Below are 20,303 nucleotides of genomic sequence, written 5' to 3'. Positions count from 1 at the left end.
GGCAAGCTCAGCGGGTAGACGACTCCGGCGCAGGCATCACGGGATCGAGCCGCTCCTGCTCCAGGCGAGTCGGCCGTTGCGCCAGCGCTTGCGCCAACGACTCCCAACCGGCCCGGCTCGCCCAGTGGCGCATCGCCGCCAACACGGATGCCGAAGGCACGTCGGCGACGCGCAAGACCGAAGCATCCAGGTCGGTGGGCGACATCAGCCATGGCTGCAAAACGCGGCCGGCACCGCGTGCGACCCCGGCCAGCACCGCGGCAATGCGGAAGCCGCCTTCGTCGACATCGCCCCAGTGGTAAACCGGACAAGTTGACGGCAAGCTTCCCAGAATGCGCGCGTACGCCGTTCGCCACGCGGGCGATGGCATACCGCCGGTATAGAGCAGCAAGCCGGCAGCCGCATCCGGGGAAAGTGCGGCGTCATGAAAACTGGCGAGATTCTCGATGCTCAGAACATAGTCTGCGGTCACCGCCACCGACTGCACCGATTCAACCGGCAAGCCCAGATAGGGACGCACCAGCGGCACGCTGGCATCGGTCAACACGACCCGGCCGCAGCCGGAAATCAACAGCGGTTGTGGTTCGCGGCGCAGGCCGATCGCCGACCACACTTCCTCTTTCGACAAGCCGGTAGCGGCCAGTTCGCCGGTGACCAGCAACTCCAGCCACGTGGTCAGCTTCTCCAGCCGCTTGCTGTCGCCAAACAGGCGCACGCTCTCGCGACGCAGGATGCGTTCGTGATCGGCATCGTCGGCACGGGCCGCGACGGCAATCGCCGCGTCCGCCAAGTCCCTGGCAGCTTCCGGGCCGCAACTGCGCAGCTTGCGTCCGCTGCGCCAAGCGTCGAGCACGTCGGCGAGGACGGGGAAGCGTTCGACCCATGCTGCCAGACGGGAAGCGGCTTCGGTCACGCGGTCACCCAGCAACGGCACATCAAGATGGCGCGCCAATGCGGGAAGATCCGCCACGCGCAGACGCAGCAGGCGCGAACCATCACCACTGCGGGCTTCGCGCTGTACGCTGACCGCGCCGTCGCGCTCGGCCAGCGCCACCTCGGCATGGAAACGTTCCAGCTCGGCCAGCGAGCGCAAATCCGTGTATTCGCGGGTACTGCCCATCGGCAGCGAAACGTGTTCATCGGCGCCACGCAGACGCGCACTTTCGGCGCGGCGCAGCAGGCGCTCAAGCACGCTGCGCGCCGCGCTCATGCGCTCGATGACTCACGGGCGATGCGGGCAGCTTCCTCGGCCAGCAAGGCCGGATGCAGGTCAAACTGGTCGCTCAGCAGCAGGTCGCGCGCCGCCTGCTTCACCTCGATGCGTTCGGCCTGCAGCAGGTCGCCATCGCGGAACAATTCGATATAGCTTTCCAGCACGCCGCTCAAGGTGCCTTGGGCGGTGTCCGGCGCGGCCAGCACCAGTTGCAGGCCGAGCGAGCGCAGGTAATCGACCACGGCGCGGGCGTTCTGCGCGTCGATCTTGTCGCCGAATTCGTCGAGCAGGATCAGCCCGATGCCACCGGGCCACGCCTCGCTCTTGCCGTAGGCGGCCGCCAGCGCAGCACCGGCGATCACGTACAGCGGCGCACGATGCTCGCCGCCCGACCCCGAGCGCATGCGCTCGCTGAGCGTGCCGACCACGCGTTCGTCCTGCCGGATCTGCACCTCGAAGCGGAAGAAGCGGCGGTAGTCGTCCAGCGGTGACGTACTGCCGCGCGTCGTGGCGTTGTCCTCGATCAGTTCGCGGAACGCGGCAGGCACTTCGCCGGCACTGCCGAACAGGTTGTCCTCGCCGCCCACATCCGCCGCTCGCTGGATGAAGCGATGCAGCTCGCGATATTCCGGTGCCACCTCGTAGTGGAACTGATAGCGCTCGTTGTTGGAGAACGCCGGACTGCCGCGCAGCGTTCGGTTCAACGTAGTGATCTGGTACTTGAGCTTGCTGAAGTTGTCGTACAGCGTGGAGGCCACGTTGCTGCGGAAGGTTTCCACCGCGGTGGCGTAGGCCTCGTCGGCCTGGCCCTGGTAGTTGGCCAGTTCGGTATCGCGCAAGTGATGCAGTTCCTTCTGCAGCAGCGCCTGCGCCGGACGCCACTGGTCCGGGGCAAATTCCATGCCGAGGCCATGGTCCTTCGCATACTGGGCCAACCCGCTCCAGGCTTCGGGCAACAGGCTGCGCAGGCGTGCATCGCTTTCGCCGGCACGTTCGGTGCAGCGCTTGCCGCGTTCTTCCAGCGAGGGGAATTTCGCGTCCAGTTCCTCGCGCTGGCGTTCGACCCGTGCGTTGTCGACATCGGCATCGCGGAAAGCCTCGACGGCGCGCTGCGCCACCATCGCTTCCTGCGCGCGCAGGCCATCGAACAGGCGCCGCGCCTCTTCGACAGCACGCGCTGCCAAGGCTTCTTCACCAATCAGCCGATTGCTCTGCTTGCGCCACTCGGCCATGCGCTCGTGCAACTCGCGCACCTGCTCGGCCAGTCGCAGCAGATCCGGATTGAGCGTGGACTCGCGATTTTCCAATGCGGCGCGATAGCGCTGGGCGACCTGGCGATGTTCCAGCACGTGGTCGTGCAATGACTGCGCCGGTTCGTCGGGGTTGCTCAGTCGTGCCAGTCCGCGCTGGCAGGCTTCGGCGCGGCGCAGTTCCGGTTCGAGCTGGCGCACGTCGCGCTCGGCCGCCTCGATGTCTTCGCGCAGCACGCGCTGGCGCGCGCGGTTGTCGGTGGCACCGATCTTCAAATCGCCGGCCGCCGGCAGACGCAGGCGTTCGATGCTGCCGCCCTTGGCCAGCAGGCCGTCACGGGTCAGACCCTGGCGGCTGCGGATCAACTCGGCTTCGGTTTCCACGCAGCGCAGTTCGCCGAGCTGGCGGCGCAAGAAGGCGAGCGCATCGGCGTTGTCGCCATCGAGCAGCGCGGCCACGCTGTCGGATGCAGGCCGGTCGTTGCTGCGGCCGTTGCGCGCCTGGCTGCTCAGCGCCAGCTTCACGCCATAGACGCTGCGCCCACCCTGCAGCGAGCGATACAGTTTGGTGGCGCGTTCCTCGGCGGCGGCAGGAATCAGCAAGGCCTCGACGTTGCTGCGCAGATAGGCTTCGATCACCGGTTGCCACGCGGCATCGATGACCCGCACCAGGTCACATACCGGCCGCGCATCGATGCCTTCGTCGTGCAGGTAACTCATCAGGCGCACGGCATCCGGGTTCAGTTCGGCCTGGCCGGCGGCGAGCCGCTTCTGGTTCTGGCGGGCAGCGGCGAGCCGCGCCTGCGCGTCCTCGAAGGTGGCATGCAACTGGCGCGCGTGGCCGTCTGCCGCGGCGATCAACGGGCTGGCCGTCGCCAGCGCCCGGTGCGCCTGCGCATGCAATGAAGCGGCGTCCCACGGCAGCTCGGCGTCGGCGGGCAACGCCACCAGCGTGTCGTACCAGCCATGCCACGCGGCCTGTGCGTGTTCCAGCATCGCGGCATCCACGTTGGGCAAACCGAGTTTGCCGAGCGCGAGAAACTGCTCGCGCACGAAGCTGATCTCGCGCAACAGTTCCTTCTTCAAGCGCGCCAGTTCGTTGCGATCGCGTGCAGCCAGCTCGTCGATCTGCGCCTGCTCGCCGTAGCCCTGGCTGCCCTGCAGGCGCGCGCTGGCCTGCTGGTGCGCGTCCTCGGCTGACTGCTGTTCGAGGGTCGATTCCTGCAAGGCGCGCCGCGTGGCGGCCAGCTTGTCGGTGGCCTGCTCGCTGGCCTGCTCGGCCTGGTCGACCTGCTCGGCCAGCAGGTCGCGGGCGTATTCGGCGGCCAGCGCCCGATAGGAGGCCGCGCGCGCAGCCTGCGTGGCGATCTTGGCATACTGCTGCTCGACGCCCTCGGCCGCATCAATGCGCTCGACCACTTGCGCGATCTTTTCCTTCAACTGGCGAAACGATTCCAGCAGCCCACGGAAACGCGCGATATCGGTGGGCCGGTCCTCGGCCACCAGGGTACGCACGAACAGGTCGACGTCCTCGACGCGCTGCAGGTTGAGCGCGTTCTGGAACGCCTTGCGATAAGCCGCGACATCCGGGTGCGCGGTGGGCGCGGCACGCAGGCGGAACAGCAGATCCTTGACGAAGCGTTCGCTGGTCGGATGCAACTCCAGCTTGCCGTTGGCATCGCGACAGCGGCGCACCGCCAACTCGCGGAACGCGGCCCACTCCAGCGGCAGTTCGCGACCCTTGCTGCGTTCCAGATGATCGTCCAGTTCCAGCGCCACGCCGGGCAGCAGGTACTGGCCGTACAGGCGGTGATCCGGTTCGTCGGCCGACGCGCCCAGCGCGATGCCGGCGGTCAGCGACACGCCGCTGTCCTGGTCGCGGAACACCAGGCTGATGTAGGTGGTGGCGGTGCGCCGTTTGCGACCTTCCTCGCCGCTGCGAAACACGCCGAGGCAGTAATCGCGAATGCTGCGCGCCCGCGCACTGCCGCCGGCCTGCGCATTGAAACGGATGCGACTGCGGTCGCCACCGAGCAGCACGATCTGCAATGCATCCAGCAACGCGCTCTTGCCGGCACCGTTCGGCGCGATGATCGCGCTGGTGGCGTCCAGCGTCAGGGTCTGCGCCTCGAACAGGAAAAACTGCACCAGGTGCACACGCTCAAGCAGCTGCATCGTCGTCCTCCGTGACATCGGTGTCGGTGTCGGCGTCGTCGCGAGCTTCATCCGGGATGTCGTCGTCGCGATTATGCTGGTCCAGCCGCTGCAGCCATTGCTCGCCGACGATCTCCACGATGGCCGGGCGTACGCGCAAATGGAACGGCTGCGGATCGTCGCCCTCGGTATCGACCAGGCGGCATACACCCCAGCGTTTGAGCGTCCGGACCAGCGTGCGCAGCGTGCCGACCTCGGGCATCGCGCGTCCAGCCAGCGCCGGATACGCCTCCTGCAGGTCGGGCAGCTCGACCACCACTTCGCCCTGATCCTCGATCTGGCCCTGGCGCATCGCCTCGTCGTAGCGCTGGCGGAGCACCAGCAACAGCAGGGTTTCGTCCAGCGTCACCGGCGTGCCTTCGCCGTGCGTGGGCAGCGCCACCACGTAGCGATAGTGCGCGTTGCGTTCCAGCCGGATGCCGAGCGGTTCGAGCACGGCAAGATAATCGTCGAAGTGATCCTCGATCAGGTGATACGCCGTGCGTGCGTTGCGATCGCTGGCGTAGAGCACTTGCTCGGTGACCAGGCGATAGGCGGCGCGCTCGAAATCCTGCACGGCGTACACGCCGTTGGAGATCTGGCTGAGCGTGTTCCAGCTGCGTTTCATGCGGTTTTCCGTAATCGATGCACGGCGAAGCGCGGTGCGCGCAGGTAGCCGTTGTCGCCCGCTTCGCCCGCGTCGAGCAGTTCCACGCGGAAGCCGCGCTGCAGGCGACCCAGCGGATCCTCGCGGCGCAAGCCACCAATGCGGCGACTGCGCAATGCCAGGGTAAGCAGGGTCTGATAGGCGCGCAGATCCTCGATCGAGCCGATCGACAATTGCGTGGAGTCGATGCCACCTTCGGGCGGCAAATGACGACCGAGGTAGCGGGCCATGTCCTCGGCGTTGACCAGCCGCGCGCGCTTCATCCGGCGCAGCAGACTGAGGCGCGCCAGCTGCTCGGGCGTGGGTTGCTGCATGGCATTGGCGCTGCGCGGAATCGGCTGCGGCTTGCGGCGCGGCGGGCGCAATTGCGCGTCATCCATCAGCGCACCGGGTGCCACCGGCAAACGCAGTGCATCTTCCGGCGCCTGCAGCACGCCACGGCAGGCACGACGCAGCAGCACGTCGAGCTTGGCCGGCGCGCGCAGACGGTAGTCGAGGAAGGCCAGTGCGCGGCGATTGGCCTGGCGGATGTCCTCGTCCAGCCGACCGAGATATTCGTCGATGCGTTCAAGCTCGTGCAGCCGGCGCAGACTGCGTTGCAGGCGCAGCTCGGCGCGCTCGGTATCACTGCCGGTCAGGTGCTCGCGATACCAGCCGAGCATGGCTTCGTGCAGCGACGTGTCTTCCACCTGCTGCGCCATCGACAGGATCGCGCTGCGCCGTGCCAGCGGATGGTCGGCCTTGTGCAGGTCGGCGTAGTCGCCCACGAAGAAACTGCTGACGTAACGCTCGAACCACTGCCGCGCGAACTGCGCCGTGGTTTCCGATCGGCTCAGCTCCGGCATCAGGTCGCGCACCTTCAAACTCATCGAAGACAGCGACACCAGCAGTCGTCGCGCCTGGTCGGCGGCCTCGTCCAGCGCATCGCCAAACGCCTTGCCGTCCACCACCTGCTGCAACTGCAGCTCGATCGAACGCACCTTGGCCGAGACGAACGTCGGACCATGCTCGGCGAACTCGACCAGGGTGGATAGCAGCTGCGACACCACCGGCATCATCGACACCATTTCGCGCGCACCCACGCGCTCCTGGCGCAACCAGCCGGTGGAACGAAAGCGTTCGTAGATCGCGTTGGCGCGTTCCAGCAACGAGGCGCCCGGCGCGCCGCCCTCGCCACCGTCTTCATCCACTCCACCCTCATCCACCCATGGATCATCAGTGAGCAGATAGCGCTCGACCGCGCCGGTGATTTCGCGCCGCTGAAAGCCGATGCTGGGCGGCAACGGCGCATCGGGACCGAAGAACTCGTCGAACAACCGGCACAACAGTTCCCAGTAACGCTCGCGATTGGCACTCGCCAACGGACCAAACAGCCCGCCCGGCACCACCGAAAACAGCGGCGGCACGCTGGTGCTCAAGCAAGGCTCCGTGAGGACATGGGATGGCGTGGAATCATGCTCCGGATTATGGCGCAACGAGGCCGAGGCCACCCAGCTGGAGGTATTCGCGGGTGTGTCACCCTCCCTGAATGCTCTCGGTCACGTGCCGTCACCTATGGTGACGAAGGTTCCGCCCACCTGCCGGCGGCCGGGTTCATTTTCTCGCTTGCCCGAGAAAACGAAACCAAAGAGGGGCACCCTGCGGGCCCGATCCTCCGCCGTGCGTCACTTCTCGAAGGGTTGGAAGAGCCGCACACCGCAGCGTCGAGTTCGATCACGCGAGCCTGCTCTCCCTACCCCTCGGTTATCGGTGACGGCGCGGCGTGGCCGTGCGTGTAACAGAAAGTGTCACGCAGGTTCCAAACACCTCGATCGCCAAGGCTTGTAGGGTCGGCGGGTCCCATCAGGCCATTTCTCTGGGTTACGTCTCTTTGGGCCAGCAAAGAGAGGTAACTCGGGCGCCGGCAGGCGCTCGAAAGCCCGCCGCAGGCGAGCCAGTTTGCGACCACGCCAGTACGAGCGAAAACCCCCTCAGACGAGCCAACATGCGACCACTCCTCCCCTCCTTAGCCATATACACCAACAAGAAGATGCCTACTCCGCCCCCACACCCACAGCGCGCCCCCGGCGCCCAAACCGCTGCTGCAGTCGATCCATATAAAGATAAATCACCGGCGTCAGATACAACGTGAGCACCTGCGACACCAGCAGCCCGCCCACCACCGCCAGCCCCAGCGGCCGCCGCGACGAGGCGCCCGCGCCAATGCCAAGCGCGATCGGCAAGGTGCCGGCGAACGCCGCCATCGTGGTCATCATGATCGGGCGGAAGCGCACGTGGCAGGCCTCGACGATGGCCTCGGCCGGCGACATGCCCTCCACGCGCTGCCGCTCCAGCGCGAAGTCGATCAGCATGATCGCGTTCTTCTTGACGATGCCGATCAGCATCACGATGCCGACGAACGAGAACAGGTCCAGTGGCGCGTGGAAGATCATCAGCGTGAGCAACGCACCCACGCCCGCGGCTGGCAGGCCGGACAGGATCGTCAGCGGGTGGATGAAGCTTTCGTACAGGATGCCCAGCACCAGGTAGATCACGAACAGCGCCAGCGCCAGCAGCAGGCCCATGCCCTGCAGGGATTGCTCGAACGCCTGCGCGGTGCCCTGCACGCTGCCGGTGATCGACGCGGGCAGGTCCAGCTTCTGCATCGCGCCGTCGATCTCACCCACGGCCTGGCTGAGGCTCACACCCGGCGCGAGGTTGAACGAGATGGTCACCGCGGGAAGCTCGCCTTGATGGTTCACGGTCAGCGGCTGCGAGGTGCGCTTGAACGTGGCCACCGCGCTCAACGGCACCAGCGTGCCGGTGTTGGAGGTGACGTACAGCTGCGACAGCACCGCCGGATCGTTTTGCTGCGCGTAATCGACCTGCAGGATCACCCAGTATTGCGTGGCCGAACCATAGATCGTCGACACCTGGTTCTCGCCGAACGCACTGCCAAGGGCTGATTGCACCTGGTTCATGGTGAGCCCCAGCGGCGCCAGCTTGTTGCGATCCACATGCACGCTGATCGCCGGGCCGTTGAGGTCGAGATCGCTGGTGACATCCTGGAAACCGGGCAGCTTGGCGAACGCATCGAGCACCTTGCCCGACTCGCCATACAAGGCGCTCAACTCGGTCGATTGCAAGGTGTACTGGTATTCCGCCTTCGACGAGCGCCCTCCTACCTGAATCGCCGGCGGGTTCTGGATGTAGGCGCGGATGCCGGGAATCTTCGCGAACTTCTGGCGCAGCTCCTGGATGATCTGCGACGGATCGAGCGTCCGTTCGCCCCCCGGCTTCAGGCGCATGAAGATCGAGCCGTTGTTGGTGGTGGCGCGCGAGCCACCCGAGCCCACCGACGACATGTAGCCGGCGATATTCGGGTCCTTCGCCACGATCGCCGCCAGCTCCTGCTGGCGCTTCATCATCCCGGTGATGGAGATGTCGTCGGGCCCTTCCGTGTTGACGATCAGCTGGCCACTGTCGCCGGCCGGAATGAAATCCTTGTTGACCACCACGAACAGCAGCGCCGTCGCCAGCAGGCTGGCAAAGAACACGCCCAGCACCACCCGCGGATGTGCCACCGACCAGCCCAGCGAACGGTTGTAGCCGTCGCGCACATGGTTGAAGCCGCGGTCGAACAGCAGCGCCACGCGCGATTTTTTCTCGTGCTCGGCATGCTTGACGAAGCGGCTGCACAGCATCGGCGTGAGGGTGATCGAGACAAAGCCCGAGATCAGGATCGCGGTGCTGATGACCACGGCAAACTCGTGGAACAGGCGCCCCACGATGCCGCCCATGAACATCACCGGCAGGAACACCGCCATCAACGACAGCGTCATCGAGAAGATGGTGAAACCGATCTCGCCGGAACCCTTCAGTGATGCCTCGTACGGGTCCATGCCCGCCTCGACGTGGCGCACGATGTTCTCCAGCATCACGATCGCATCGTCCACCACGAAGCCGACCACCAGGGTCAGCGCCAGCAGCGAGAGATTGTCCAGGCTGTAGCCCAGCGCATACATCACGCCGAAGGTACCGATCACCGACACCGGCAACGCCAGCGCGGGAATCAGCGTGGCCGACGCGTTGCCGAGGAACAGGTAGATCACCAGGATCACCAGCACGCCGGCCAGCAGCAGCGTGTACTGCACGTCGTCGACCGAGGCGCGGATCGAATCGGAACGGTCGTACAGCACATTCAGCTTGATCGACGGTGGCAGCGTGGCCTCGAACTGCGGCAGCACCGCGCGGATGCGATCGATCGTGGCCACCGTATTCGAGCCCGGCTGGCGATCGATCGCCAGCACCACCGCGCGCTTGCCGTTGTACCAGCTGGCCACCTGGTCGTTCTGCACGCCGTCCGATGCATGCCCGAGCTGCGACAACGTTACCGGCGCGCCGTTGCGATAGGCCACGATGATGTGGTTGTACGGCGCCGCATCCTGCAACTGGCCGTCCGAACTGATCTGCAACAACTGGCGGCTGCCGTTGAGCGAGCCGGTGGCGAGATTGACGTTGGCGTCGGCAATCGCCTTCTGCAAGGTGTCGATGCCGATACCGTTGGCCGCCAGCTTGGCCGGGTCGACGCTGATGCGCACCGCGTACTTCTGCGAACCGAACACGTTCACCTGCGCCACGCCCTCGATCATCGAGAGCTCCTGCGCCAGTTGGGTTTCGCCGTATTGGTCCACGGTGGACAGCGGCAGCGTGTCCGAACCGAGCGTGAGATAAAGGATGGCCTTGTCCGCCGGGTTCACCTTGCGGAACGTGGGCGGCGTAGGCATGTTGGTGGGCAATTGGCGCTGCGCCGCCGAAATGGCCGCCTGCACATCCTGCGCGGCGCCATCGATGCTGCGGTTGAGATCGAACGTCAGCGTGATCCTGGTCGACCCCAGTGCGCTGGTCGAGGTCATCTGGTCGATGCCGGCGATGGTGGAGAACTGGTTCTCCAGCGGCGTCGCCACCGCCGTCGCCATGGTTTCCGGCGAGGCGCCCGGTACGCTGGCGCTGACCGAGATGGTGGGGAAATCCACGTTCGGCAGTTCGTTCACCGGCAGATGCGGATAGGCGACCACGCCGAACACGATCAGCGCGATCATCAGCAACGCCGTCATCACCGGCCGGCGGATGCACAGGGCGGGAATGTTCAAAGGATTCGCACTCCGCGCAAGCCGTGCAGTGTTTGGTCGCGACACACCCCGAGACACGAACCCTCACCGCGGCTTTGCTCCCTCTCCCCGGCGGGGAGAGGGCTGGGATGAGGGGCCAGCCTCGCCTCGCCCCAGCTCATCCTTTCACCACTTTCACGTGCGAGCCGTTGGTCAGCAGCATCTGGCCATCGGTGACCACCGTTTCGCCACCGGCCAGGCCCTTGCTGATTACCAGTCGACCATGGCTGTCCGGGCCGGCCGTCACCATCCGCTGCTGCACCGTGTGGTCCGCACTCACCACGAATACGAAACTGCCCTTCGGCGAGTTCTGCAACGCCTCCACCGGCACCGTCACCACGTTGACCAGGCGCGTGGTCGGCAAGCTCACCTGCAGGAACTGGCCGGGCGTGACGCGATCATCGGTATTGGGGGATTCCGCCTTCAACTGGATCGTGCCGGTGCCGGCATCCACGGTGTTGTTGATGAAATCCAGCGTGCCCGTGAGCGGCGCGCCCCTGGTGCCGGGAACCGTGGCACTCACCGCCACCTTGCCGCGCGCAAAGGCCGCCCGGATGCCATCCAGCGACGCTTCCGGCACGGAGAACGTGATGTAGATCGGCTGCACCTGGTTCAACACCACCAGATCGGTGCCGTTGGCGGTGACCTGCGCACCGGGGTAAACCAGCGGCGCACCGGCGATGCTGTTCACCGGCGCGGTGATCCGCGCGTAGCCGAGCTGGGTCCGGGCCATTTCCACGGCAGCCTGGTCGGCCTTCACCGAAGCGGCGTAGATGCCCACGTTGGCCTTGTAGTTGTCGTAGTCGGTCTTCGACACGTAGCCCTTGGACAGCAGCGGCGTGTAGCGCGCCAGCACGCTTCGCGCCTGGGTCAGTTGCGCCTGGTCCTTCGCCAGCTCGCCGCGCGCCTGGTCCAGTTGCGCCTGCAGCAGGCTGGGATCGATTTGCGCAATCACCTGCCCCGCGTGCACATGGCCGCCCGGCGTGAAGGCCAGCGACTGCAATTGCCCGCTGACGCGCGATTGCACGGTAACGGTGGAATACGCTTCGGCACGGCCGATCACCTTCAGCGCGAGATCAAGATTGCCGCGCGCGGCCACCGCCACCTTCACCGGCACCACCGGCGGCGCCTTGGTTGCGTGCGCCTTCTCATGACTGCCGAGCCAGCCGTGCAGAGCCACACCGATGATCGCCAGCGCCACCACCGCCAGCAGCATGTTCTTCCGGGAATTGCGTTGCATGGTTTCTCCGGCCCTTGGCCGTCGACACGACAAGCGCAGCTTGATGCGGTCATGTCGGATATGACGAAGTTCGTCAGGAACGTGTCTCGCTATCAACGCGCATGACGTCGATCAGTTGACCTCCCGAGGGACCATTCTGCGCCATTTCAGGGTTGCGCCAGACGGTACCGATGGCACATGACAAGGCGGCGCATGCGCGCATGACGCGCCACGAGCGCGGCCGTCTATGCCGCCGGATCGATGGGCTCGTCGGCACTTTCCAGTGCCTGCAGGTTTTCCTTGATGCGGTTCAGTACCGCGATCATGTGCGCCATGTCGTCATGGGCGATGCCTGCGGTGGCGTCAACGCGCAGGCCCTGGGCGATGCGTTCCATGTCACCGATGACATCGTGCGCCTGCTCGGTGGTATGCAGGCGCCACGCGCGACGATCCTTCGGATCGGGACGACGCTCCACGAAGCCGGCCGCCTGCAGGCGATCGATCACCCGGCCCACCGCGATCGGCTCCATTTCCAGGAACTCGGCCAGCTCGGTCTGGCGCAGGCCCGGGCGGTGGTACAACATCTTGGTGGCACGCCATTGCGCGCGGGTCAAACCGAACTTCACCGCGCGACGATCGAAGTGCTTGCGGAACAGCAAGGTCACGTCGCTCATCAGGTAGCCGAAGGAAATGTCTTCCGTTTTCGCCATGGTCTGTCGCACCCTCCATCTTGCATATCCCAAGCATATCGCCTGCGCATGTCCATCAGCGTGATCACCGCCGACATCGTCCGCCTCGACGTGGACGCCATCGTCAACGCCGCCAATGAGACACTGCTGGGCGGTGGTGGGGTCGACGGCGCCATCCATCGCGCCGCCGGACCACGACTGCTGGCCGCCTGCCGCGCCCTGCCGGAGGTTTCAGCCGGCGTACGCTGCCCCACGGGCGAAGCACGCATCACGCCGGGCTTCGAGCTGCCGGCACGCTGGGTGATCCACACCGTGGGCCCGATCTGGCACGGCGGCCACCATGGCGAACCCGAGCTGCTGGCCCGCTGCTACCGCGCCAGCCTCAAGCTGGCCATGGCACACCGAGTACAGTCCATCGTCTTCCCTGCGATCAGTTGCGGCGTCTATGGCTACCCGCCCGAGCTCGCCGCGCCCACGGCCATCACCACATTGCGCGAAACCCTGCGTGGATCGCCCAGCCTGCACGTGCAACTTTGCGCCTTCAGCGAACACATGCGTGCCATCCTTCAGCGCGCACTGGACGCGTCGACCTCCGGGTAGGAGCGCACCCTGTGCGCGATGCTCTTGCGAGCATATGCCGAAGAGCATCGCGCACAGGGTGCGCTCCTGCCAAAGCCCCGTCGACAAGAGCGACTGAAACCGCGCCTGTCGTCTGCGACGAGAAGCGCTTCAACGTGACCCGAGGTCGAACGGGTACAGCGGTGGCAACGGTGAATCGTCTCCACCGGTGGCGTCGTTTCGCCACGCAAAACCGCGCGCGAAAGTCGCCGCCAGATCCACACCCTCGCCTGCCGGCGTGCCGCCGTATTGGCGCTGCTGGATGGCGGCAATCGCGGCGCATTGCGCCGAGGACGACAAGGCAGCCGACAACTCGCCCAGGTTGCGCAAGTCGGGCCTTTCCACGCGCGCCCACGCCAGCAAGGCATGCGCCTGGATCGAGGCATCGTCGCCACGCGCCGCCTGCATGAAGGCTTCGCGCAACGCCCGGGCGGCAGGCGGTGCCGGCATGACGGGCTCGACACGCGTCACCGCAACCTTTGCTGCTCCACGATGACGCCGGTACCACCACCAGCCCAGCATGCTCAACAGCCACAACAGCAGGCTGGCCAACGCAATCCAGCGCCACCACCTCACGTGGCCATGCGACGAAGCCGCCACTGTGGAAGTTGGTGCCGATGCCGCGCTTGCCGGTGTTGGCGCCGCAGCCGCCGATGCGGAAACCGCCGGCGTCGCACCACTGGCACCAGCGGTCGCCGGCAGCACCGTGAAGCTGCGCGCGGGAATGCTCGCCGTTTCCGCCTGGCCACTCTGCACGTTGAACCATTTCAGCGTGGTGGCCGGAATCGTCAGCGTGCCGGCCCGCTGCGGCACCACCGCAAAGGCACGCTCGCGCTTGCCGTGCATCCACTTGCCGTCGTCGCTGGTGCTGTCCACGGGACGGTCGGGATAGACCGTCGCGCCACTCAACGCAGGCAGGCTCGGTTCGGGCAACACGTCGGCCGGCAGGCCGCTCGCCTGCACGCTCATGTGCAGGTTCAACGGCTGTCCCACATGCAACTCGCCATTCGCCGGCAGGCCATCCAGCGTAAGCGTGAGCTGTCGCGCCGGCAGCCAGCTGCTGCTGCCCCAGTCCGCTGGCGGCGCCTGCACATGCAAGCTCACCGCGGGCGACGCCGCCGAGACCGAAGTGCCCCCGCCGAACAGCCCGTTCTGGCCGAAGAAATTGCCCGGATCCATCGGGTTCGACGGATCATCCGCCGTGCCCTGGAACTGCAGCGACGGAATCTCCAGCGTGCCGGCATGATGCGGCACCAGCGCATAGCGTCGTTCGAGCACGTGGTACTGGCGCCCGCCGCGTTCGGCATCGTAATTGAGGCTCTTGCCCAGCTTGTGCACGTCCACGCCAGCCAGTTGCGGTTCGTCCAGCGAGCCGCTGAGGTTGACGTCGTAGTACAACCGCACGGTGTACACCAGTTGCTGTCCGACGTAGCCGTGGTCCGGCTCGACGCTGGCCTCGACGAATACATCCTTGCCACTGTTCGCCGCGGTATTCGGGTCGGGCGGCGTCACCGTCAGCAGCAGCGGCGCGGTATGCCCGCCGGCCACCGCCAGCGACGGCACCTTGAGTTGCCCCACGTGCTTCGGCCGCAGGGCGATGCCGATGGTGAACTGCGCGCTGCGGCTGCCGTTGACGATGCTGATGCTGCTGTTGGTGGAACTGCCCAGCACCTGGAAATCCTTCGCCAGCGGGCTCAGGTCGGGCATGTCGATATTGCCATTGCCGTCCACGCTGAGATTCAGCGTGACGGTCTCGCCAAGCTGCACCCGGCTGCGATCCAGCGTCGCCCGCACGCCACTGGCACAGGCCCATGCCGGCAGCAGCAACGCGAGCAGCAACAGTGCCAGCCGAGCTCTCAGGGTCACGCTCATGGTTGTCCATCCTCCGCCGGCGCGCCGTTCTGGCGCTCCTGGTATTCAAGCTGGAACTTGCGTCGCAACAGCGCCCCCGGATCGTCGGGCACTTGCTCCAGCGCCTGGCGCACATGGGCGGGCAACTTCGACAAGGGATCGTTCGCATCGCTTGCACCCAATTGATGTACCGGCGCCGGTTTGCCGGTCGACTTGCCCTCGTGTGCCAGCGCCTGGTTCATCTGCTTGCCCAGCGCCTGCTCGGCCTTGGCGGCCTGCGCCTGTTGCGCAGCGCGCTGTTGCGGCGTCGATGCGGGTGGCGCGCCAGCTTTCTGGTCCGAGTCCGGCTTGTCATTGCCTGGCTTGCCATTGTCTGGTTTGGCGGATGCAGCGCCCTGGTCCTGCTTGCCCTGCGATCCCTTTTCCGAAGCATCCTTCTTGCCGGCATCGGGTTGCCCCGAAGAGGGCGACTGCGATGCCTTGCCCGCATCCTTGCCTTGCCCGCTCTTGCCCTGTTTGCCTTGATCCTTGTCGTTGCCCTTGCCTGACGCATTCGAGCCGCCGCCCCCTTGCGACTTCTGCTTGTCCTGGCCGCCTTGCCCGTTCTTGTCCTGCGATGACTTCTGTTGTTGTTTCTGCCGGCGCATGGCGTCTTCCACCGCCTTGCGGTTGGCACGGGCATCATCGTTGTGCGGATTCAGTTGCAAGGCGTGGTCATAGGCCTTGATCGCCTCCGGATAGCGCCCCAGTTTCGCCAGCGCGTTGCCCAGGTTGTACGGCGCATCCGCGCCCCTGGCTTGCTGCAACGCCTGGACGGCCGCGGGATAATTGCCGGCCCGGTAGGCCGCGGCGCCGCGCAGTGCCGGGTCGCGGGCGAGTTGTTCGGCCTGTTTCGGATGGCCGTCGCGCAAGGCGCTGGCGGCCTGCTGGTCGGGCCGTTGCCACCAGTCATGCCAGCTTGAATCCTGCCAGCCTTCATGCGCCGCCGCAGCATGGGCCGGCGCGGGCACCGCCAACGGCAGCAACACCAGGGGAAGCAACAACAGCCAGCCACGGCGAAAACCCAGCGCAACGATCAACAACAGCGGCAGCAACAGCCACGGTCCGCGATCCTGCCAGGCATCGCCTGGCTGCCCGACTGCCACGCTCGCGTGGCTCGCCGGCTGCAATTCACTGCGCAGGGCGGTGATGTCGCTGTCGTTGTCGCTCATCGGCACATAGCGTCCACCACCGGCCGACGCCAAGGCGGCAAGCGCCGCGTCATCGCGCCTGGCCAGCACCAGGTTGCCATGCGCATCGTGCAGGAAACTGCCGTCGCCCAGCGGCACCGGACCACCTTGCGCAGTGCCCACGCCAAGTACGGAAACACGCACGCCTTCGGCACGCGCCTTGCGCGCCGCCGCCTGCGCGGCGTCACCGGCCGTATCGGTGATGAGCACCAGCGAACCGGCCTTGGCCTTGGCGTCGCGAATCAGGGCTGCGCCCTGCGCGATCGCCTGCGCCGCGTTGTTGCCATCCACCGGCATGGTGTCCGGCGCCATCGCGTCAAGCAGGTCGGACAGGCTGTGCGCATCGCTGGTCAACGGCGCCACCACGAAGGATTCGCCGGCATAACCGATCAGGGCGTTGAGTCCGTCGCGATTGGCGTTCAACAAGTCGTGCGCCTTGTAGCGCGCCCGATCGATCCGGCTCGGTGCCACGTCGCGTGCCAGCATGCGCTGTGACAGCGAGATCGCCACGACCTGGGCGGCGCGATCGGCATACAGCGGTTGCGCCACGCGACTCCAGGTGGGACCGGCCAGCGCCAGCACGCCCAGCAGCCAGCCGAGGGCCAGCAATCCGGACGGCACGCGTCGGCTGCTCGGGCGGCCATGCAGCAGATGTGGCAACAGTTCCGCATCGACCAGTCGCGACAACTCGCGTTGTGCCGTGTCGCCACGCGTGCCGAGCCAGAGCAGCAGCGGCAACGCCAGCAAGGCCAACAGCCACCATGGCTGCAGGAAGTGGAACTGCTGCAGGAACTGGCTCATGCGCGCCGCTCCCGCCACTTCGGCCAGCACGCCAGCAGCAGCAACAGCGCGGCAGCCAGCAGCGGCCAGCGGAACAATTCATGATGCAGGCGCAGGCTGGGGCCGTGTTGCGGCATCGGCTCCAGCGCATCGATGGCGCGATAGGCCCCGGCCAGTTGATGGCTGTCGGTGGCGCGGAAAAACTGGCCACCGGTCATGTCGGCGATCTTGGTCAACATGTCCGCGTCGAGATCCGCCGACGGATTGATCAGCTGGCTGCCGAAAAAGCCCGGCACGCGCATGCGCGTGGCGCCGATGCCGATGGTGTAGATGCGCACGCCGGCGGCCTTCGCCGCGCGTGCCGCATCCAGTGGCGCGATGCTGCCGGCATTGTTGACACCATCGGTCAACAGGATCAGGACGCGCGATTGCTCGGGCAATGCGGAAAGCCGTTTCACCGCCACGGCGATGGCATCGCCGATCGCCGTCTGCGTACCCGCCAAGCCCACGGCGGCGCCGCGCAATTGCGCGCGCACGGCGCTGAGGTCGTACGTCAGCGGGGTGACCAGGAATGCGCGACTGCCGAACAGGATCAGGCCCAGCTCATCGCCGCTGCGCCGGGAGATGAAATCCCCGGCAATCGCCTCGACCGCACCGAAGCGACTGACCGACTGCCCGGCCAGCTCCATGTCCGGCGTCTGCATGCTGCCGGACAGATCCACTGCCAGCATCAACGCGCGCCCACTGTGGTGCTGCGCTTGCGGCGGCCCCAGGCGTTGCGGCCGGGCAGCAGCAGCCAGCAGGCACAGCCACGCGAGCGCCAACAACCACGGCAGTGCGCCGCGTACCGTGGCGCCGCGGGCTTCGTGCAGTACCAGCCCCGGTTGTGGCAGATGCAGCGCCTGCCCGGGCGCAGCCGGGCGCAACCAGAGTCGCAACAGCCACGGCAGCGGCAGCAGCACGAACATCCACGGCCAGGCGAAATCAGGCATGTTCCGGCGCCTCCTGCTTGCGTGGCTGCCGGCGCCATGCGGCCGACAACCATTCGCGCGTGGCGGCCAGCGCTGTGGCCCGGTCGAACGTGCCCATCGGTTGGTACATGCGTTGTTCCAGCAGCATCAACACGTCGACCGTGCTGGCTTTCACCTTCACCCGGGCCAGGGTCTGCCGCCACGCATCGCCGCGCTTTTGCACGGCAGTCGCGTCGTAGCGGCGTGCACTACGACGCAGCAATTGATGCAATCCGCGCGCCAGTGCCTCGTCGTCGGCATGACGAGCGTCCAGCGCAGACACTTCCGCCAACACGCGCTGGCAGGCGCGACGCCGACGGCGGCGCCGCAATCCGAAAAGCACGCCAAGGCCAAGCAGCACGAGCAATAGCGCGGCAAGCAGCCACCAGCCCGGCGCTGGCGGCCACCACGGCGGTGACGGCGGCATGTGAATGTCGCGCAATACCAGTTGAGGGGGTGCGGACGGCAGCGTCGGCATCATCGCCGACCTCCACGGGTCCGCAGCAAGGTCGCCACGGCATCGACCGGATCGGCCGCGGTATCGATACATTGCAGCGGCAAGGCCAGCGAACGCGCCACGCTTTGCAGCCATGCCTGACCCGCGCCGAGGCTGGCCTGGAAATCGCGCCTTTCGCGTTCGGCGAGCAGCAGCACCTCGCGTTGCTCGCCGGCATGTTCGAGGGGATAACGCCCCGGAGCCGGCAACGCCAGCTCCAGGGCATCCGCCACCACCATCACGTAGACGGCGGCATGCCGCCGCATATCCAGCAAGCGGCCACGCGCGGCTTCGTCGCAACTCCAGCCGTCGCTGATCAGCAGGACGCGGCTGGCACCGTGTTGCAGTCGCCGTACCCGTTGCAGGGCTGCAGACAGCGATTCACCAGCGTCATCTGGCTGGCCATCCCATTCGGCCAGCGCGCCACATGCAGCCAGCGCGCCGCGCACGCTGCCGCGCGGTTGCAGCACGTGCTGGCGCCCGCCGAAAGCCATCAAGCCGACCCGCTCGCCGGCACGTACCGCATGCCATGCGGCCAGCGCTGCCACGCGCGCGGCCTGCACCGATTTGAAGCGAGCACGGGTACCGAAACGCATGCCGGCGTGCTGGTCCAGCACGATCAGCAGGCGGCCTTCGCGCTCTTCCTGGAACAGCTTGGTGTGCAATTTGCCGCTGCGCGCGGTAAGTCGCCAGTCGAGCCGGCGCACGTCGTCGCCGGGCTGGTAGGCCCGTGATTCGGCGTAATCCATGCCGCGTCCGTAGAGTCGGCTGGATTGCTGGCCGGCGCGGGCGGCATGACTCTCGGTCGGCACCAGCGCGGAACGCGCCACGCGGGCACGCAGGCCGATCAGTTCATCCAGGTTGACCCGCGTGCGGCCATCGCCGACTGGCGGCTGTGACGGCACGGCACTCATGGCAATGGGACGAGATCCAGCAGACGGGCGATGACCTGGTCGCTGCGCACGCCTTCGGCCTCGGCCTCGTAGCTGAGCAGCACGCGATGGCGCAGCACCTCGTGAGTAATCGCGTGCACATCATCCGGCAACACGAAATCGCGCCCGGCCAGCCACGCATGGGCACGGGCACAGCGATCCAGCGCGATGGTGGCGCGCGGACTGGCACCCCAGGCAATCCAGCGTTTCAGCTCCGGCCCGTAGCGGCCGGCATCGCGACTGGCCAGCACCAGTTGCGCGATGTATTCCTCCAGGGCTGGCGCCATGTGCACGGCCAACGCCGCTTCGCGCGCAGCGAACACATCGGCCTGGCTGAGCACGGCCTTCGGCGCGGCATGAGGATGCATCTGCTGGCGTGCCTGCTCGCGGGCCAGGCGCAGGATCGCCAGCTCGGACGCAGCATCGGGATAATCGATGCGCACATGCATCACGAAGCGGTCGAGCTGGGCTTCAGGCAACGCGAACGTGCCTTCCTGCTCGATCGGATTCTGCGTGGCCATCACCATGAACAGATCGGGCAACGGCCAGGTGCTGCGACCCACGGTGATTTGCCGCTCGGCCATCGCCTCCAGCAGCGCCGACTGCACCTTGGCGGGCGCGCGATTGATTTCGTCGGCCAGCACGATGTTGTGGAACAGCGGACCACGCTCGAACTCGAAACTGCCCGACTGCGGGCGAAAGATGTCGGTGCCGGTGAGGTCGGCCGGCAACAGGTCCGGCGTGAACTGCACGCGGTGGAAATCGGCCTTGATGCGCTCCGCCAGCGCCTTCACCGCCGTGGTCTTGGCCAGGCCCGGCGCACCTTCCAGCAGCAGATGGCCATCGGCCAGCAGCGCTACCAGCAGGCAGTCGATCAGGTGCGGCTGGCCGATGACGCCTTGTTGCAACTCCTCGCGCAATCGCGCGAACGATGACTGCAAGGAGTCGGCCGGCTGGCCCTGGGGCATGTCCATCATGGGGTATCCGTTGTTCTGCATGGTGCCGT

At 66.5% G+C, this 20,303-nt stretch carries 14 protein-coding genes; 1 reads left to right on the top strand and 13 read right to left on the bottom strand.

Features of this window, described 5'->3' with window-relative positions; all coding sequences use genetic code 11:
• Positions 1-7: 7 nt before the first annotated feature.
• The 7 genes from BMY90_RS04775 to BMY90_RS04745 form a co-directional block, all read right to left on the bottom strand.
• The gene (locus BMY90_RS04775) at positions 8-1,210 is read right to left on the bottom strand and encodes a Wadjet anti-phage system protein JetD domain-containing protein (RefSeq protein WP_092702066.1); all 1,203 of its coding nucleotides are present in this window, start codon (positions 1,208-1,210) and stop codon (positions 8-10) included.
• On the bottom strand, positions 1,207-4,638 hold the full coding sequence (locus BMY90_RS04770; protein WP_092702065.1) for an SbcC/MukB-like Walker B domain-containing protein: 3,432 nt from the start codon (positions 4,636-4,638) through the stop codon (positions 1,207-1,209). Before BMY90_RS04770 ends, BMY90_RS04775 begins: the two co-directional genes overlap by 4 nt.
• Positions 4,625-5,284 carry a DUF4194 domain-containing protein gene (locus tag BMY90_RS04765; protein WP_008214054.1) on the bottom strand — a complete coding sequence of 220 codons (660 nt, stop codon included), beginning with the start codon at positions 5,282-5,284 and terminating at the stop codon, positions 4,625-4,627. Before BMY90_RS04765 ends, BMY90_RS04770 begins: the two co-directional genes overlap by 14 nt.
• The gene (locus tag BMY90_RS04760; protein WP_092702063.1) at positions 5,281-6,741 is read right to left on the bottom strand and encodes a Wadjet anti-phage system protein JetA family protein; all 1,461 of its coding nucleotides are present in this window, start codon (positions 6,739-6,741) and stop codon (positions 5,281-5,283) included. Before BMY90_RS04760 ends, BMY90_RS04765 begins: the two co-directional genes overlap by 4 nt.
• Positions 6,742-7,356: 615 nt before the next feature.
• Positions 7,357-10,455, bottom strand: coding sequence for an efflux RND transporter permease subunit (locus BMY90_RS04755; protein ID WP_092702060.1), 3,099 nt, complete (start codon positions 10,453-10,455; stop codon positions 7,357-7,359).
• Positions 10,456-10,591: 136 nt separating this feature from the next.
• The gene (locus BMY90_RS04750) at positions 10,592-11,713 is read right to left on the bottom strand and encodes an efflux RND transporter periplasmic adaptor subunit (RefSeq protein ID WP_092702058.1); all 1,122 of its coding nucleotides are present in this window, start codon (positions 11,711-11,713) and stop codon (positions 10,592-10,594) included.
• A 224-nt stretch (positions 11,714-11,937) separates the two neighbouring features.
• Positions 11,938-12,402: a MarR family winged helix-turn-helix transcriptional regulator gene (locus BMY90_RS04745; protein WP_008211540.1), complete on the bottom strand. Its 465-nt coding sequence runs from the start codon at positions 12,400-12,402 to the stop codon at positions 11,938-11,940.
• A 48-nt stretch (positions 12,403-12,450) separates the two neighbouring features.
• Here BMY90_RS04745 and BMY90_RS04740 point away from each other — a divergent pair, with 48 nt between their 5' ends.
• On the top strand, positions 12,451-12,981 hold the full coding sequence (locus tag BMY90_RS04740) for an O-acetyl-ADP-ribose deacetylase (protein WP_092702056.1): 531 nt from the start codon (positions 12,451-12,453) through the stop codon (positions 12,979-12,981).
• Between the two features lie 129 nt (positions 12,982-13,110).
• Here the strand turns inward: BMY90_RS04740 and BMY90_RS04735 are convergent, their stop codons facing one another.
• Genes BMY90_RS04735 through BMY90_RS04710 form a run of 6 tightly spaced genes read right to left on the bottom strand, consistent with a single transcriptional unit; the run spans position 13,111 to position 20,271 of the window.
• Positions 13,111-14,871, bottom strand: a complete 1,761-nt coding sequence (locus tag BMY90_RS04735) for a BatD family protein (protein ID WP_092702054.1) — start codon at positions 14,869-14,871, stop codon at positions 13,111-13,113.
• The gene (locus BMY90_RS04730; protein WP_092702328.1) at positions 14,868-16,880 is read right to left on the bottom strand and encodes a tetratricopeptide repeat protein; all 2,013 of its coding nucleotides are present in this window, start codon (positions 16,878-16,880) and stop codon (positions 14,868-14,870) included. Before BMY90_RS04730 ends, BMY90_RS04735 begins: the two co-directional genes overlap by 4 nt.
• Positions 16,877-17,851 carry a VWA domain-containing protein gene (locus BMY90_RS04725; RefSeq protein WP_008211547.1) on the bottom strand — a complete coding sequence of 325 codons (975 nt, stop codon included), beginning with the start codon at positions 17,849-17,851 and terminating at the stop codon, positions 16,877-16,879. The genes BMY90_RS04730 and BMY90_RS04725 overlap by 4 nt, the downstream gene beginning before the upstream one ends.
• On the bottom strand, positions 17,844-18,350 hold the full coding sequence (locus BMY90_RS04720; RefSeq protein WP_092702052.1) for a DUF4381 family protein: 507 nt from the start codon (positions 18,348-18,350) through the stop codon (positions 17,844-17,846). The genes BMY90_RS04725 and BMY90_RS04720 overlap by 8 nt, the downstream gene beginning before the upstream one ends.
• Positions 18,347-19,279 (bottom strand): DUF58 domain-containing protein, encoded by a 933-nt coding sequence (locus tag BMY90_RS04715; protein WP_092702050.1) that lies wholly within the window; start codon positions 19,277-19,279, stop codon positions 18,347-18,349. Before BMY90_RS04715 ends, BMY90_RS04720 begins: the two co-directional genes overlap by 4 nt.
• Positions 19,276-20,271: an AAA family ATPase gene (locus BMY90_RS04710; protein WP_092702326.1), complete on the bottom strand. Its 996-nt coding sequence runs from the start codon at positions 20,269-20,271 to the stop codon at positions 19,276-19,278. Before BMY90_RS04710 ends, BMY90_RS04715 begins: the two co-directional genes overlap by 4 nt.
• Between the last annotated feature and the right edge of the window lie 32 nt (positions 20,272-20,303).

Source organism: Rhodanobacter glycinis (genome assembly GCF_900114325.1).
GTDB lineage: Bacteria > Pseudomonadota > Gammaproteobacteria > Xanthomonadales > Rhodanobacteraceae > Rhodanobacter_A > Rhodanobacter_A glycinis.
This window is presented reverse-complemented; position numbering and strand designations above follow the sequence as displayed.

Excerpts from the sequence above, each read along its gene's own strand:
- BMY90_RS04775 (WP_092702066.1), bottom strand. The coding sequence starts at position 1,210 with ATGAGCGCGGCGCGCAGCGTGCTTGAGCGCCTGCTGCGCCGCGCCGAA.
- BMY90_RS04770 (WP_092702065.1), bottom strand. The coding sequence starts at position 4,638 with ATGCAGCTGCTTGAGCGTGTGCACCTGGTGCAGTTTTTCCTGTTCGAG.
- BMY90_RS04765 (WP_008214054.1), bottom strand. The coding sequence starts at position 5,284 with ATGAAACGCAGCTGGAACACGCTCAGCCAGATCTCCAACGGCGTGTAC.
- BMY90_RS04750 (WP_092702058.1), bottom strand. The coding sequence starts at position 11,713 with ATGCAACGCAATTCCCGGAAGAACATGCTGCTGGCGGTGGTGGCGCTG.
- BMY90_RS04745 (WP_008211540.1), bottom strand. The coding sequence starts at position 12,402 with ATGGCGAAAACGGAAGACATTTCCTTCGGCTACCTGATGAGCGACGTG.
- BMY90_RS04740 (WP_092702056.1), top strand. The coding sequence starts at position 12,451 with ATGTCCATCAGCGTGATCACCGCCGACATCGTCCGCCTCGACGTGGAC.
- BMY90_RS04735 (WP_092702054.1), bottom strand. The coding sequence starts at position 14,871 with ATGAGCGTGACCCTGAGAGCTCGGCTGGCACTGTTGCTGCTCGCGTTG.
- BMY90_RS04730 (WP_092702328.1), bottom strand. The coding sequence starts at position 16,880 with ATGAGCCAGTTCCTGCAGCAGTTCCACTTCCTGCAGCCATGGTGGCTG.
- BMY90_RS04725 (WP_008211547.1), bottom strand. The coding sequence starts at position 17,851 with ATGCCTGATTTCGCCTGGCCGTGGATGTTCGTGCTGCTGCCGCTGCCG.
- BMY90_RS04720 (WP_092702052.1), bottom strand. The coding sequence starts at position 18,350 with ATGATGCCGACGCTGCCGTCCGCACCCCCTCAACTGGTATTGCGCGAC.
- BMY90_RS04715 (WP_092702050.1), bottom strand. The coding sequence starts at position 19,279 with ATGAGTGCCGTGCCGTCACAGCCGCCAGTCGGCGATGGCCGCACGCGG.
- BMY90_RS04710 (WP_092702326.1), bottom strand. The coding sequence starts at position 20,271 with ATGGACATGCCCCAGGGCCAGCCGGCCGACTCCTTGCAGTCATCGTTC.